Here is a 14,260-nt window from a genome sequence, read left to right on the forward strand (position 1 = left end):
AAGCACAGGTCCGCCATCAACTGCGCAACCGCGGCTGCCCGAAACGGGCAGGCCAGCACGGCGGCCGTACACCACCGCAGCGGACACGACCGGCGAACTTGGTCTGGTACAGCTCCGCGCACGACCAACGACCAACGACCGATCCGCGATCCGCGCACAACCCTCGGACGTGCACCGATCAAACGGCTGGGTCGGCAGCGGCTGGGGAGGCGGGGGTTACGGGATTGGGGTTGGGAGGGGGTCGGGTGGGAAGGGCGTGGCGGCGGGTAGTGGGGAGTCGACGACGGCGAACTGGGTCCGGTACAGCTCCGCATACAGGCCGCCCGCCGTGACCAGGGACTCGTGGGTGCCGTGCTCGACGATGCGGCCGTCGTCGACGACGAGGATCTGGTCGGCGTCGCGGATGGTGGACAGGCGGTGGGCGATGACGAGGGCGGTGCGGCCGGCGAGGGCCTCGGCGAGGGCGCGCTGGACGGCGGCCTCGGACTCCGAGTCGAGGTGGGCGGTGGCCTCGTCGAGGATGACGATGGAGGGGGCCTTGAGCAGCAGGCGGGCGATGGCGATGCGCTGCTTCTCGCCGCCGGAGAAGCGGTAGCCGCGCTCGCCGACGACGGTGTCGAGGCCCTCGGGGAGGGAGTCGACGAGGTCGCCGACCTGGGCGCGGCGCAGGGCGGTGCGGATCTCGTCGTCGGTGGCGTCGGGTTTCGCGTAGCGCAGGTTGTCGGCGATGGTCTCGTGGAAGAGGTGGGAGTCCTGGGTGACGACGCCGATGGTGTCGCGCAGGGACTGCAGGGTGGCGTCGCGGACGTCGACGTCGCCGACGAGGATCGCGCCGGCGGTGGCGTCGTAGACCCGCGGGACCAGCATCGCGGTGGTGGACTTGCCGGCGCCGGAGGGGCCGACGAGCGCGACCATCTGGCCGGGCTCGACGGTGAAGGAGACGCCCTTGAGCACCTCGTCGGTGACGGTGCGGTCCAGCGACGCGACGTCCTCGAGGGACGCGAGGGAGACCTCGGCCGCGCTCGGGTAGCGGAAGTGCACGTCGCGGAACTCGACCTTCGCGGCGCCGGCCGGCAGCGGGCGGGCGCCGGGGCGCTCGGCGATGCCGGGGGCCAGGTCGAGGACCTCGAAGACCCGCTCGAACGAGACGAGCGCGCTCATCACGTCGACGCGGACGTTGGACAGCGCGGTCAGCGGACCGTAGAGCCGGGTGAGCAGCAGCGCGAGGGTGACGACGGTGCCGGCGGTGATCTGGCCGTGCACGGCGAACCAACCGCCGAGGCCATACGTGAGGGCCTGCGCGAGCGAGGCGACGAGCAGCATGCTGACGAAGAACACGCGGCTGTACATGGCGGACTGGATGCCGATGTCGCGGACCCGGCCGGCCCGGTCGGCGAAGCGGGCCGCCTCGGTCTCCGGCCGGCCGAACAGCTTGACCAGCAGCGCGCCGGCGACGCCGAAGCGCTCGGTCATCGTCGCGTTCATGGTGGCGTCGAGCTGGTATGCCTCGCGGGTGATCGCGGCGAGGCGCTTGCCGACGCGGCGGGCCGGGAAGATGAAGACCGGCAGCATGACCAGCGACAGCAGGGTCACCTGCCAGGAGAGGGTGAGCATCACCACGGCGGTGAGGACCAGCTGGATGACGTTGCTGACCACGCCGGACAGGGTCGAGGTGAACGCGCGCTGGGCGCCCTGCACGTCGTTGTTGAGCCGGCTGACGAGGGCGCCGGTCTGGGTGCGGGTGAAGAACTGCAGCGGCATGAGCTGCACGTGGCCATACACCTGGGTGCGCAGCGACAGGATGATGCCCTCGCCGATGCGGGCCGAATACCACCGCTGGACGAGCGACAGCAGCGCGTCGACGACGGCGAGGGCGCCGATGAGCAGCGCCACCCGCACGACCGCCGTGCCGGCGCCGGGGCCACCGGCGTTGATCTTGTTGATGACGTCGCCGGCGAGATACGGCGTGGCGACGCCGATGGCCGCGCCGAGGACGACGGTGACCAGGAAGACGCTGATGTCACCGCGATAGGGCCGGGCGAACGCGAGGATCCGCTTCGCCGTGCCACGGGCCAGTCGCTTGCCCGCCAGCTCGTCGGCCTTGCGCAATGCCCGCAGGGTCTCCCAGCCCGCCATGCCACTCGAAGTCATCGCCACCCCCGGTCCGGAACCTTGCGCACAAGCATGCCCCGGGGGTACGACAAAACCTTATTCGCCCAGGCCTGCCAGGTCCTGGATGCGGCGGACCTGGGCGGCCCGCTCGACGGCCTCCTGCTCGGCGAACGTGTGCCCACCTGCGGCCGCGATGAGCGCCTTGATCTCCACGACCGCGTCCCGCGAACCCGCGAGGACGGCCGCGGTGAGGTCGCTCACGGCGTCGGACAGCGACGAGGCGGGCACCACCACGTTGGCGAGACCGATCTGCGACGCCTCCACCGCCGGCACGCGCCGGCCGGTCACGCACAGCTCCAACGCACGCGCATAACCGACCAGCTCGACGAGCCGCTTCGTGCCGCCGAGGTCCGGGACGAGCCCCAGCGTGACCTCGGCCATGCAGAACTTGACGTCCTCGGCCACGACCCGGAAGTCGCAGGCGAGGGCGAGCTGGAAGCCGGCGCCGATGGCGTGGCCGTGGACCGCCGCGATCGAGATGAGCGACGGCTGCCGGAGCCAGGCGAACGCCTCCTGGTACTGCGCGATCTGCGCTTCGGAGACGCCGCCGAGCATCGTCGCGGCGACCGAGGTGTCGAGCCCGGCCGAGAAGGCCCGCCCGGATCCGCGCACGATCACCACACGCACGTCGCCCGGCAGTGACCGGCCGAACGCCCGCAGGTCGGCCCACAACGCCGGGGTCTGCGCGTTGAGAACCTCGGGCCGGTCCAACGTCACCGTCGCGACCGGCCCATCGACGTCGAAGCGCGCCTCTGTCGAGACGCCGCCGAAACGCGCCTCTCCCGACGAGGGAGTGGCGTTCACGCCTTCTTGCGGCGCCGGGCACCGCCACGCTGACGAAGCTGAACGCCAGATTCGGTCAGCACCCGGTGCACAAATCCATAGGAACGACCGGTGGAAGCGGCGAGCGCGCGGATACTCTCACCGTTGGTGTACCGCTTCACGAGGTCCTTCGCCAGTGTCTGCCTTTCGGCGCCGACGATCCGGCGACCCTTCTCGGTGCTGGTGGTGGCGGTGGCTGCCATGCTGATCCCTCACGTCCCAGACTGAGCGGTTGGTGCGGTCCCACCTATTAGACCGCCTCGAACGATCATGCGCTAGATATCGACGGCACGCCAACCGACACGCACAGCATTGTCGCCTACCCGATACCGTGATGCGCCGTGATGAGCGAACCCCCCACCGACCGACCATGGACTGCGCATCGTGAGCGTCGCGATGCGCTCCGTTGGGTTGTCCTCGGCCTGTGCGGCCTCGCGCTCGCGGCGCTCGCGGTGCAGCTCGACGCCCGTCTGGGCACCGCCAGCGCCCCCTTCCTCGGCAGGTACAAGATCAGGGTCGGACCGGGCAGCGTGCTGGCGCCATTGGTGGCCGCAGCGGTACTGTGGTCCGCATCACAGACCCACCGACGGCAGCGATCTTGGCGAAAAATTCAGCTTTTCGGGTACATCGCCGGCCTGACGTGGGCTATCGCTTTGGCGCTTGTCGATGGATGGTCGGGCCTTACGAAAGCCTTGGGCTCGCCGGAGGAATACCTGGGTGACGTAAGGCGGGTAGGTGCCGATCCGCTGGCATACCTCAGACATTTCACGGCCGACGCGCCGGCGCACTCGGTCGCGTCCCGGGGCCATCCGCCGGGTCCCGTACTGTTTTTGTGGTTGGCCGACCAAATCGGGGTCGACAACCACGTCCTCCTCGGATTCCTGATCACCGCCCTATCGGCGCTGACGATTCCGTTGGTGTTGTCGGCGGTCCGCGACTCGGTCGGCGAAGCGGCCGCGCGACGGTATCTGCCGGTGCTGGTGCTGGCCCCGTACGCGATCTGGGTGGCGGTCAGCCTGGACGGCCTGGTGGCCACCCTGGGCGCGGCGGCCATCGTGGCGGGGCTGCGGGCCAGCCGCACCAAGGTCCGCGGGCTGAAGGCCACCGGCTGGGCGCTCACCGCCGGCCTGCTGACCGGGATCGCGGCGCTGTTCTCGTACTCCGCGCCCTGGCTCGGCCTGTCGATCGTGTTCATCTACTTCGCCCGCCGAAGGGCGTTCCTCAACGTGGTCACGGGCATCGGCGCCCTCGCCCCCGTGCTGACCGCGCAGCTGCTCGGCTTCAGCTGGGCGGACGGCCTGGTCACCGCCGAGACCGACTACGCCAGCCGGGTCGCGCCCTACCGGTCGGTGCTGTGGTGGAGCGCGATCAGCGTGGTCGTGCTGCTGCTCGCCACCGGCCCGGCGATCGTCGCCAGCGCGCGGAAGGTGCGCAACACCGCCGCCTGGCCGTTCCTGGTGGGCGCGGGCGCGGCCGTGGTGTTCTCGATCGCGGCCGGCCTGGCCCGCGGCGGCGTCGAGCACGCGTGGCTGCCGTTCTTCCCGTGGCTGACGGTCGCCGCGGTCGCGCCGGAGAAGCCGGGCGGCGAGCTGCCCCCGACCCCGCTGTTGCTCACAGCGGTCGGGGCAGCCCTCGCCATCGTCGTCGAAGCCCTGCTGATCACACCCTGGTGAGCAGCGTCAGGCCAGCTCGACGAGCTCCAGCAGGTCGTCGCTCCACGCGTCCTCGACCCCGTCCGGCAGGAGGATCGCCCGGTCCGGCTTCAGCGCGGTCACCGCGCCCGGGTCGTGCGTGACGAGCACGATCGCCCCGGGATACCGCGCGATCGCGTCCAGGACCTGCTCCCGGCTGATCGGGTCGAGGTTGTTGGTGGGCTCGTCGAGCAGCAGCACGTTGGCGCCGGAGCAGACCAGCGTCGCCAGGGCCAGCCGGGTCTTCTCCCCGCCGGAAAGGACCCCGGCGGGCTTGTCGACGTCGTCGCCGGTGAACAGGAACGCGCCGAGGATCTTGCGCAGCTCGGTGTCGTTCTGGTCGGGGGCGGCGGAGCGCATCAGCTCCAGGATCGTGCGGTCGACGTCGAGCTGCTCGTGCTCCTGGGCGTAGTAGCCGCGCTGCAGGCCGTGCCCGGCGTGCACCTCGCCGGTGTCGGGCTCCAGCTCGCCGGCCAGCATCCGCAGCAGCGTGGTCTTGCCGGCGCCGTTGAGCCCGAGGATCGCGACCCGCGAGCCGCGGTCGACGGCCACGTCGACGTCCATGAAGATCTCGAGCGACCCGTAGGTCTTCGACAGCCCGGACGCCGTCAGCGGGGTCTTGCCGCACGGCTTCGGGTTGGGGAAGCGGACCTTCGCCACCTTGTCGGAGACCCGGACCTCTTCGAGGTCGCCCAGCATGCGCTCGGCGCGGCGGGCCATGTTCTGTGCGGCGATGGTCTTGGTGGCCTTGGCCCGCATCTTGTCGGCCTGCGCGAACAGGGCGCCGGCCTTCTTCTCGGCGTTGGCCCGTTCCCGCTTGCGGCGCTTCTCGTCCGTCTCGCGCTGCTGCTGGTACAGCTTCCAGTTCAGGTTGTAGAAGTCGATCGTGGCGCGGTTGGCGTCCAGGTACCAGACCTTGTTGACGATCGCGTCCAGCATCTCGACGTCGTGGGAGATCACCACGAGGCCGCCCTTGTGGCTGGACAGGAAGTTGCGCAGCCAGCTGATGGAGTCGGAGTCGAGGTGGTTGGTCGGCTCGTCCAGCAGCAGGATGCCGCCCCCGGTCGCGGCCGCGTCGCGGAACAGGATGCGCGCCAGCTCGATGCGGCGCCGCTGACCACCGGACAGCGTGCCGATGGTCTGCGCGAGGACCCGGTCCGGCAGGCCCAGGTTGGCGCAGATCCGGGCGGCCTCGGCCTCGGCCGCGTAGCCGCCCAGGCCGGCGAACTGGTCCTCGAGCTGCCCGTAGCGCCGGATCAGCCGCTCGTCGTCGCCGAGGCGCTCCTCGAGGGCCTTCATCTCGGCGTAGATGGTGTCCAGGCCACGGGCGGACAGCACCCGGTCCCGGGCGGTGACCTCCAGGTCGCCGGTGCGCGGGTCCTGCGGCAGGTAGCCGACCGGCCCGCGGCGCTCGACCGCGCCCGCGTGCGGGGTGCCCTCACCGGCGAGGACCTTCAGGGTGGTGGTCTTGCCGGCACCGTTGCGCCCCACCAGACCGATGCGGTCACCGGGCTGGATGCGCAGGCTGATGTCGCTGAGGAGAATGCGCGCACCCGCGCGCAGCTCAAGACCCGTGGTCGTGATCACAGGAAAGACTCGCTCTCGCAATATTCAAGGGGAAGATGGACAGACTCCAGGCGCGGGACCGGGGTCACTCCCTCTGAGTGCGAGGCATGCAAGTCACCCGCATATCGTACCGTGCGCACCGCGCGAGACCGTCACACGATTACGTCACAAGATCATCGGGTACCGGTCCGAGCAGACACCGGTCGATAGGTCCCCCCGAAAAAACCCCCGAAGAGGTGTGCCATGGAGTTCAACGACGATGCCGACCTCGACAGCAGCCAGGTCAACGACCTGCGCGGGTCGACCAGCGGTGGCGGCGGTGGCGGTGGCGGCATCGGTGGCATCCCGATCCCCATCCCGGGCGGCGGGGGCGGCAAGATGGGCCTCATCATCACCCTGATCGTCCTGGCCCTGGTGGTCTGCGGCGGCGGCGGGCTCTTCGGCAGCGGCCTGCTCGGCGGTGGTGGCGGCGGCGACCAGCAGGCCGACAACAGCGACATCGAGAAGCGCTGTGACAAGTCCAACAAGGACCGGTTCAACGACGCCGACTGCCGCAACCTGCTCTACATCAACTCCGTCCAGGCGTACTGGACGGCGGAGCTGCCGCAGGCGTTCGGCAAGCAGTACCAGCCGGCCAAGACGAACTACTTCAACGGCGCCGTCAACACCGGCTGCGGCCAGGCCGACTCCGGCGTCGGGCCGTTCTACTGCCCCTCGGACAGCCAGGTCTACATCGACCTCACGTTCTACAACGAGCTGTCCAGCCGCTTCGGGGCCAAGGGCGAGTTCGCCGCGCCCTACGTGATCGCCCACGAGTACGGCCATCACATCCAGAACCTGCTCGGCACCAACGCCAAGGTCCAGCCGGGTGACACCGGCCCCACCTCGGGCTCGGTGCGCCTGGAGCTGCAGGCCGACTGCTACGCCGGGACCTGGGCCTTCCACGCCACCGAGACGAAGGACAAGGAAGGCGACGCGGTGCTGTTCAAGTCCATCACCCAGCAGGACATCAACGAGGCGCTCGAGGCGGCGCAGGCGATCGGCGACGACACGATCCAGAAGAAGTCCGGCAGCGGGGTGAACCCCGACGCGTTCACCCACGGCACGTCCGCGCAGCGCCAGAAGTGGTTCAAGATCGGCTTCGACAAGGGCGACCCGAAGCTGTGCGACACGTTCTCCACCCGCAACCTGTGACCGAACCGGACGGCATCGCCGCGGTCTTCCGGGAGCACGCCGCTCCCGGGCAGGCCGCGGCGATGCGCGCGTACATGCGGGACCAGTTCGAGTTCCTCGGCCTCCCCAGCCCGCTGCGGCGCCGCCTGGCCAAGCCGTTCCTCGACCCCGAGCACCCCCTGCAGGCGGCGCTGGCCTGCTGGGCGATGCCGGAGCGGGAGTTCCAGTACTTCGCCTGCGACCTCCTGGCCCGGCACGCCAGGACACTGACCCCCGACGACCTGCCCGTGCTGAAGACGCTGATCACCACGAAACCGTGGTGGGACACCGTCGACGCGCTCGCCGCCAACGTCGTCGGTCCGGTCGTCAGGAACGACCAGACGCCGATGGACGCGTGGGTCGAGGACGACGACCTGTGGGTGGTGCGCACTGCGATCCTGCACCAGCTGCGGTACAAGGCCGCGACGGACGCCGGGCGGCTCTTCGCGTACACCAGCCACCATCGCCATCACCAGGACTTCTTCATCCGCAAGGGGATCGGGTGGGCCCTGCGCGAATACGCGAAGACCGACCCCGACGCGGTCCGGCGCTTCGTCGCCGACCACCCGGACCTGTCCGGATTGTCCAAACGGGAGGCGCTGAAGAATATCGGTCGCGGCGGCGCGCACCCGTAGGCATCATGCTCGCCATGAACCGATGCCGCCCCGCTGTCCCCGTCCGCTCCGGCGAAGGGACCATGCGACAGACCGGCACCCTGGCGGAGGCGAGCCGCAAGCAGCGGTCGTGAGCGCCGGACTCGGCGAGGTCGTCCTCTCGGGGATGCTCGCCGGCTACGGGGTGGCGGTCCCGGTCGGCGCCATCGGCGCCCTGATCGCCGGCCTCGCCGCCCGCACCGGCTGGCGGGCCGGCGCCGGCGCGGCGCTCGGGGTCGCCACCGCCGACGGGATCTACGCGGTGGTCGCCGTGCTCGGCGGCGCGGCCCTCGCGGGGCTGATCGAGCCGATCTCCACTCCCCTGCGTTGGATTGCGGCGGTGGTGCTCCTCGCGCTCGCCACCAAGACCGCCGCTGATGCACTCAGGCGCCGGCGCGACACGGCGCAGGCCCGCGACGCCGACGGCCGGATGAGCCGCCCGGCCGGCGCGTACTTCGCCCTGCTCGGCCTGACCCTGCTCAACCCGGCGACGATCGTCTACTTCGGGGCGCTGGTCCTCGGCCGGCGCGCCGACGACGGCCTGTCCCCGACCGGCGAGGCCGTGTGGGTGCTGGCCGCGTTCGTGGCGTCCGCGAGCTGGCAGCTGCTCATCGCCGGCGGCGGCACCCTGCTGGGGAAGGTCCTCACCGGCGCCCGGGGGCGGCTGTGGACGGCCCTGACATCCAGCGCGGTGATCGCCGTCCTGGCCGTCATTCTGGTCGTGTGACCTTTGCTGTGACCTTTCCCGGGCGTCACGCGTGATGTCTGCATGAGGGATGCCAACGGGTTCGCCGAGTGTTACGCGCTGCAGTTCCGGCCGATCGCCGCACAGCTCAGCATGTACCTCGGCGACCTCGACGAGGCCCGGGACCTGACCCAGGAGGCGTTCGTGCGCGCCTGGCAGCGCTGGGACCGGATCAGCCGCTACGAGGAGCCCGCCGCCTGGATCCGCCGGGTCGCGTGGAACCTCGGCACGTCGCGGCTGCGCCGCCTGCGCGTCGCGCTGACGCACCAGCGGCTGGTCCTGGTCGAGCCGGTGCCCGCACCGGGCGAGCACCGGATCGCGATCCGGGACGCGCTCGCGGAGCTGCCCGACGGGCAGCGCCGGGCGGTGGTGCTGCACTACCTGGTCGGGCTGCCGGTGGCCGAGGTCGCCGACATCTGCCGGGTCCGTGAGGGCACCGTCCGCACCTGGCTCTACCGGGCCCGGCACACCCTCGCCGCCAGTCTCGACGACTTCCGAGAGGTGCCACGATGACAGACGATCTCCGGTACGCGCTGCGTGCCGAATACGAACTGGCCCACGAGGCGATCCGGCCGGACGGGGTGGCCGCGGTCCACGCGACCGCGTCCCGCAACCGGCGCCGGCGCGCCTTCGCGGGCGCGGCCGTGCTGACCGTCGCGCTGGCCGCCGGCGGCGCGGCCGCGTGGCGGCTCGCGCCGGGCGGCGACCCGCCGGCGCAGGTCGTCGGGGCCGGCGACTGCGACCGACCCGGCGTCGACGTGTCGGTGTTCCTGCGTATGGACCGCACCGACGAGCAGACCGCCGAGATCGACCGGGCGCTGCGGGCCTCCCCCGAGGTCTACTGCCTGGTCTTCGAGACCAGGGAGGAGGCCTGGGAGCGGTTCAAGCAGCAGTTCAGCGACGCCCCGGACCTCGTCGCGGCGACGAAGGTCGACCAGCTGCCGGAGTCGTTCCGGTTCCGGGTCGCGAAGCGCGCCGAGGTGGACGTGGTCGGGCAGCGAGTCCATGGCCTCAACGGCATCACGGACTACATCTGCCAGTGCCCGGTCAAGTCCCGTTAGACGTTGAAGCCCAGGGCGCGCAGCTGGTCGCGGCCCTCGTCGCTGATCTTGTCCGGGCCCCACGGCGGCAGCCACACCCAGTTGATCCGGATGTCGCTGACCAGGCCGCCGCCCGGGCCGGAGCACAGCGCCTGACGGGTCTGGTCCTCGATGACGTCGGTCAGCGGGCACGCCGCGGACGTCAGCGTCATGTCGAGGGTCGCGACGTTCTCCTCGTCGACGTGGATGCCGTACACGAGGCCAAGGTCGACGACGTTGATCCCCAGTTCGGGGTCGACGACGTCCTTCATCGCCTCTTCGATGTCGGCGAGCACCGCGGTCATGCCTTCTCCTCTTCCGGGACGGCCCTGGTGAGCGCGTCCTTGTACGCCATCCACGGCAGCAGCGCGCACTTGACCCGCGCGGGGTACTTCGCGACGCCGGCGAACGCGACCGCGTCCTCCAGCACCGCCTCGTCCGGCTCGACCTGGCCGCGGCCGCCCATGAGCTCGGCGAACGCCTCGTGCCGGCGCAGGGACTCCTCGACGGTGCCGCCCTTGAGCAGCTCGTGCAGGATACTCGCGGAGGCCTGGCTGATCGAGCAGCCCATGCCCTCGTAGGAGACGTCCGCGACGGTGTCGCCCTTGATCGACACGCGGAGGGTCACCTCGTCACCGCAGGTCGGGTTGACGTGGTGGGCCTCCGCGTCGAAGGGCTCACGCAGGCCACGGCCGTGCGGCCGCTTGTAGTGATCCAGGATGATCTCCTGGTAGAGCTGGTCGAGCTTCATGCGAAGACCTTCCGCACCCGCTCGATCCCACGCACCAGCGCGTCGATCTCGCCGAGGGTGGTGTACAGGTAGAACGACGCCCGCGTGGTCGCCGGCACGCCGAAGCGCACGCAGGTGGGCCGCGCGCAGTGGTGCCCGACACGGACCTGCACGCCCTCGTCGTCGAGGATCTGCCCGACGTCGTGCGGGTGGATCCCGTCGACGGTGAAGGAGATCGTCGCGCCGCGGTCGGCGGTGTCCGTCGGCCCGATGACCCGCACGTCCGGCGTCGCCGCGAGCGCGTCGAGGGCATAGGCGGTGAGCTGCTTCTCATACACCTGGATCGCGTCCATGCCGACGGTGCTGAGATAGTCGACGGCCGCGCCGAGACCGACCGCCTCGGCGATCGGCGGGGTGCCGGCCTCGAAGCGGGCGGGTGGCGGCATGAACGTCGAGCCGGTCATCGCCACGGTCTCGATCATCGAGCCGCCGCCGAGGAACGGGGGCATGGCGTCGAGCAGCTCGAAGCGTCCCCAGAGCGCGCCGATGCCGGTCGGGCCGAGCATCTTGTGACCGGTGAACGCGACGAAGTCGGCGCCGAGCGCGGTCACGTCGACCGGGATGTGCGGCACCGACTGGGAGCCGTCCAGCAGCACCAGCGCACCGACCTGCCGGGCCCGCGCGACGAGGACGTCGACGGGGTTGATCGTGCCGAGCAGGTTGGAGTAGTGCACCACCGAGACGAGCTTCGTGCGCTCGTTGATCAGTTCCTCGAGCCGGGACAGGTCGAGCCGGCCCTCGTCGGTGAGGCCGAACCAGCGCAGCGTCGCGCCGGTGCGCTGCGCGAGCAGCTGCCACGGCACGATGTTGGAGTGGTGCTCCATCTCGGTGATGACGATCTCGTCACCGGGTCCGAGGCGCAGGCGCGGGTCCTGCGCACCGGCGGTGAAGGCGTGCGCGACGAGGTTGATCGCCTCGGTCGAGTTCTTCGTGAACACGATCTCGGCCGCGGTGCCCGCCCCGACGAACGCCGCGACCTTCTCGCGGGCGCCCTCGAACGCCTCGGTCGCCTCGGTGCCGAGCGTGTGCACGGACCGGGCGACGTTGGCGTTGTGCAGCTCGTAGTGTTCCCGGACCGCGTCGATCACCTGGCGAGGCTTCTGCGACGTGTTCCCGGAGTCGAGGTAGACGAGCGGGTTGCCGTTGACCTCCCGATCCAGGATCGGGAAGTCCTTGCGTACCGCGTCAACATCCAGCGCGTTCATGATTCCCCTATGCGTGCGTCGCGGCGTCCGCACCCGCCAGGTAGCGCTCGTAGCCTTCGGCCTCGAGCTGCTCGGCGAGTTCCGGCCCGCCCTCTTCGACGATGCGGCCACCGACGAAGACGTGGACCTGGTCAGGCGTGATGTACTTGAGGATCCGGGTCCAGTGGGTGATCAGCAGCAGACCGGTGTCGCCGTTCTCACGGACCCGGCCGACGCCCTCGCTGACCACCCGCAGCGCGTCGATGTCGAGGCCCGAGTCGGTCTCGTCGAGCACCGCGATCTTCGGCTTCAGCAGCTCCAGCTGCATGATCTCGTGGCGCTTCTTCTCACCGCCGGAGAAGCCCTCGTTGACGTTGCGCTGGGCGAACGCCGGGTCCATGTGCAGCTTCTCCATGGCGCCGCGCAGCTCGCCGGCCCAGGTGCGCAGCTTGGGCGCCTCGCCGTCGATCGCGGTCTTCGCGGTGCGCAGGAAGTTGGCGACGGAGACGCCGGGCACCTCGACCGGGTGCTGCATGGCCAGGAACAGCCCGGCGCGGGCCCGCTCGTCGACGGTCATCGCGAGCACGTCCTGCCCGTCGAGGGTCATCGAACCACCGGTGACCTCGTAGCGCGGGTGGCCGGCGATCGCATACGCCAGGGTGGACTTGCCGGAGCCGTTGGGGCCCATGATGGCGTGGGTCTCCCCCGCCCGGACGGTCAGATCGACCCCGGCGAGGATCGGCTTCAGCTCGCCGTCGGGCAGCTTCACCGACACCTGCAGGTTGCTGATCTCCAGCGTGCTCACTTCGTCACTCCGTTACTGGGATTCAAGTCGATGTACACATCGCCGTCGCGGATCTCGACGGGGTAGACCGGGACCGGTTCGGTCGCCGGCAGGCCGCTCGGCTCGCCGGTGCGCAGGTCGAAGCGCGAGCCGTGCAGCCAGCACTCCAGGGTGCAGCCATCGACCTCGCCCTCCGACAGCGCGACCGAGGCGTGCGAGCACTCGTCGTAGGCGGCGTAGAAGTTGTCGTCGTCAGCGTGGACGAGCGCGATCTCGGTCCCTTCGACCTCGAACTGCCGCACCGTCCCCTTCGCCATATCGGCGACCGCACACACTCTGATCACGCCGACTCCCCGCTTCGCTCGTCACCGGCGTGACCACCCTGAGCTGGCCGGTGCGCGGCTGCTTCGCTGCGCTCCGGACCGCTCACGAGCCGGCCGCCTCGAGCCGCGAGTCGATGACCTCACCCAGCCGGTCGCGCAGCGACTCGACCGGGATCTTGTGCAGCAGCTCGGCGAAGAAGCCGCGGACCACGAGCTTGCGGGCCTGGTCGTCCGGGATGCCCCGGGACATCAGGTAGAACAGCTGCTCGTCGTCGAAGCGCCCGGTGGTGCTGGCGTGGCCGGCGCCGACGACCTCGCCGGTCTCGATCTCCAGGTTGGGCACCGAGTCGGCGCGCGCCCCGTCGGTCAGCACCAGGTTGCGGTTGATCTCATACGTGCTGGTGCCGGTCGCCTCGGCCCGGATGAGCACGTCGCCGACCCACACCGTGTGCGAGTCCTGGCCCTGCAGCGCCCCGCGGTAGGAGACGAAGCTGCGGCAGTCCGGCACCGAGTGGTCGACCAGCAGCCGGTGCTCCAGGTGCTGCCCGGCGTCGGCGAAGTAGAGCCCGAACGCGTCGATCTCGCCGCCCCGGCCGGTGTAGTCGACGCTGGTGTACTGCCGCACGACGCCGCCGCCGAGCGTCACCTGGACGTGCGTGACCGCGGCATCGCGGCCGAGCCGGAAGCGGATGTGCTGGGCCTGCACCGCGTCGGCGTCCCAGTCGGTGACGGTGACCAGGGTGAGCCGGGCCGCGTCGCCGACGATCACCTCGACGTTGTCGGCGAGGGTGACCGTGCCGACCTGCTCCAGCACGACGGTCGCCTCGGCGAGCCGGCCGACCTCGACGACGGTGTGGCCGAACGCGACCTCCGTCGTCGAACCGACCAGCCGCACCACGGCGGCGGTCTCCGGCACGGCGTCGGGCGCGACGGCGACGACCAGCGACTCGGTGGCCGCGCCGGCGGCGAGGGCACTGATCCGGTCGAACGGCGTCAGCGCGGCGCCGATCCGCAGGTCGACGCTGTCGACGGTCACGCCCGCCGGCAGCTCACCGACCTCGACCTTCGGCGCCGACGCGCCGGCCCCGGCAACCTCGGTCGCCAGGCCGCGCAGGCGCTTGAGCGGGGTGAACCGCCACTCCTCCTCCCGGCCGGTGAGGGCCGGGAAGTCGGCGACGTCGAACGAACGGACCTGCTGCGCGCGGGTCTTCGGGGGAACGAGTGCAGGCGCGCTCACTC

General features: G+C 70.7%; 16 protein-coding genes. 6 read left to right on the forward strand and 10 right to left on the reverse strand.

Going from position 1 to position 14,260, the window contains the following annotated elements:
- Positions 1 to 216: 216 nt before the first annotated feature.
- From ACFPIJ_RS51155 to ACFPIJ_RS51165, 3 genes are all read right to left on the reverse strand, one after another.
- Positions 217 to 2,151 (reverse strand): ABC transporter ATP-binding protein, encoded by a 1,935-nt coding sequence (locus ACFPIJ_RS51155; protein WP_380126773.1) that lies wholly within the window; start codon positions 2,149 to 2,151, stop codon positions 217 to 219.
- Positions 2,152 to 2,208: 57 nt separating this feature from the next.
- The gene (locus tag ACFPIJ_RS51160; RefSeq protein ID WP_380126816.1) at positions 2,209 to 2,889 is read right to left on the reverse strand and encodes an enoyl-CoA hydratase/isomerase family protein; all 681 of its coding nucleotides are present in this window, start codon (positions 2,887 to 2,889) and stop codon (positions 2,209 to 2,211) included.
- A gap of 83 nt (positions 2,890 to 2,972) precedes the next feature.
- Positions 2,973 to 3,197: a helix-turn-helix domain-containing protein gene (locus ACFPIJ_RS51165; protein WP_033359767.1), complete on the reverse strand. Its 225-nt coding sequence runs from the start codon at positions 3,195 to 3,197 to the stop codon at positions 2,973 to 2,975.
- A 141-nt stretch (positions 3,198 to 3,338) separates the two neighbouring features.
- Between ACFPIJ_RS51165 and ACFPIJ_RS51170 the strand changes: the two genes are divergently transcribed.
- Positions 3,339 to 4,667: a hypothetical protein gene (locus ACFPIJ_RS51170; protein ID WP_380126817.1), complete on the forward strand. Its 1,329-nt coding sequence runs from the start codon at positions 3,339 to 3,341 to the stop codon at positions 4,665 to 4,667.
- Between the two features lie 6 nt (positions 4,668 to 4,673).
- On the opposite strand, the gene ACFPIJ_RS51175 is transcribed toward ACFPIJ_RS51170, so the two are convergent.
- On the reverse strand, positions 4,674 to 6,272 hold the full coding sequence (locus ACFPIJ_RS51175; RefSeq protein WP_380126774.1) for an ABC-F family ATP-binding cassette domain-containing protein: 1,599 nt from the start codon (positions 6,270 to 6,272) through the stop codon (positions 4,674 to 4,676).
- A 222-nt stretch (positions 6,273 to 6,494) separates the two neighbouring features.
- Between ACFPIJ_RS51175 and ypfJ the strand changes: the two genes are divergently transcribed.
- The 5 genes from ypfJ (at position 6,495) to ACFPIJ_RS51200 (ending at position 9,922) form a co-directional block, all read left to right on the forward strand.
- Complete coding sequence (gene ypfJ / locus ACFPIJ_RS51180) at positions 6,495 to 7,445, forward strand: KPN_02809 family neutral zinc metallopeptidase (RefSeq protein ID WP_380126775.1); 951 nt, start codon at positions 6,495 to 6,497, stop codon at positions 7,443 to 7,445.
- Complete coding sequence (locus ACFPIJ_RS51185) at positions 7,442 to 8,098, forward strand: DNA alkylation repair protein (RefSeq protein ID WP_380126776.1); 657 nt, start codon at positions 7,442 to 7,444, stop codon at positions 8,096 to 8,098. Before ypfJ ends, ACFPIJ_RS51185 begins: the two co-directional genes overlap by 4 nt.
- Before the next feature lie 109 nt (positions 8,099 to 8,207).
- Positions 8,208 to 8,843 (forward strand): LysE family transporter, encoded by a 636-nt coding sequence (locus ACFPIJ_RS51190; protein ID WP_380126777.1) that lies wholly within the window; start codon positions 8,208 to 8,210, stop codon positions 8,841 to 8,843.
- A 42-nt stretch (positions 8,844 to 8,885) separates the two neighbouring features.
- Positions 8,886 to 9,374 (forward strand): RNA polymerase sigma factor, encoded by a 489-nt coding sequence (locus tag ACFPIJ_RS51195; RefSeq protein WP_380126778.1) that lies wholly within the window; start codon positions 8,886 to 8,888, stop codon positions 9,372 to 9,374.
- Positions 9,371 to 9,922 carry a permease-like cell division protein FtsX gene (locus tag ACFPIJ_RS51200; protein ID WP_380126779.1) on the forward strand — a complete coding sequence of 184 codons (552 nt, stop codon included), beginning with the start codon at positions 9,371 to 9,373 and terminating at the stop codon, positions 9,920 to 9,922. The genes ACFPIJ_RS51195 and ACFPIJ_RS51200 overlap by 4 nt, the downstream gene beginning before the upstream one ends.
- Here ACFPIJ_RS51200 and ACFPIJ_RS51205 read toward each other — a convergent pair.
- The 6 genes from ACFPIJ_RS51205 to sufD all read right to left on the reverse strand — a co-directional run bounded on the left by ACFPIJ_RS51205 (position 9,919) and on the right by sufD (position 14,258).
- The gene (locus ACFPIJ_RS51205) at positions 9,919 to 10,299 is read right to left on the reverse strand and encodes a metal-sulfur cluster assembly factor (RefSeq protein ID WP_380126780.1); all 381 of its coding nucleotides are present in this window, start codon (positions 10,297 to 10,299) and stop codon (positions 9,919 to 9,921) included. The genes ACFPIJ_RS51200 and ACFPIJ_RS51205 overlap by 4 nt on opposite strands.
- On the reverse strand, positions 10,242 to 10,691 hold the full coding sequence (gene sufU, locus ACFPIJ_RS51210; protein WP_380126782.1) for a Fe-S cluster assembly sulfur transfer protein SufU: 450 nt from the start codon (positions 10,689 to 10,691) through the stop codon (positions 10,242 to 10,244). The genes ACFPIJ_RS51205 and sufU overlap by 58 nt, the downstream gene beginning before the upstream one ends.
- On the reverse strand, positions 10,688 to 11,935 hold the full coding sequence (locus ACFPIJ_RS51215; protein ID WP_380126784.1) for a cysteine desulfurase: 1,248 nt from the start codon (positions 11,933 to 11,935) through the stop codon (positions 10,688 to 10,690). The genes sufU and ACFPIJ_RS51215 overlap by 4 nt, the downstream gene beginning before the upstream one ends.
- A gap of 7 nt (positions 11,936 to 11,942) precedes the next feature.
- Positions 11,943 to 12,719 (reverse strand): Fe-S cluster assembly ATPase SufC, encoded by a 777-nt coding sequence (gene sufC / locus ACFPIJ_RS51220; RefSeq protein ID WP_380126785.1) that lies wholly within the window; start codon positions 12,717 to 12,719, stop codon positions 11,943 to 11,945.
- Positions 12,716 to 13,042: a non-heme iron oxygenase ferredoxin subunit gene (locus ACFPIJ_RS51225; protein WP_380126787.1), complete on the reverse strand. Its 327-nt coding sequence runs from the start codon at positions 13,040 to 13,042 to the stop codon at positions 12,716 to 12,718. Before ACFPIJ_RS51225 ends, sufC begins: the two co-directional genes overlap by 4 nt.
- 82 nt (positions 13,043 to 13,124) lie before the next feature.
- Entirely contained in the window at positions 13,125 to 14,258 is a 1,134-nt protein-coding gene (sufD, locus tag ACFPIJ_RS51230; protein WP_380126788.1) for a Fe-S cluster assembly protein SufD, read from the reverse strand.
- Between the last annotated feature and the right edge of the window lie 2 nt (positions 14,259 to 14,260).

It is taken from the genome of Dactylosporangium cerinum, assembly GCF_042653625.1.
GTDB lineage: Bacteria > Actinomycetota > Actinomycetes > Mycobacteriales > Micromonosporaceae > Dactylosporangium > Dactylosporangium cerinum.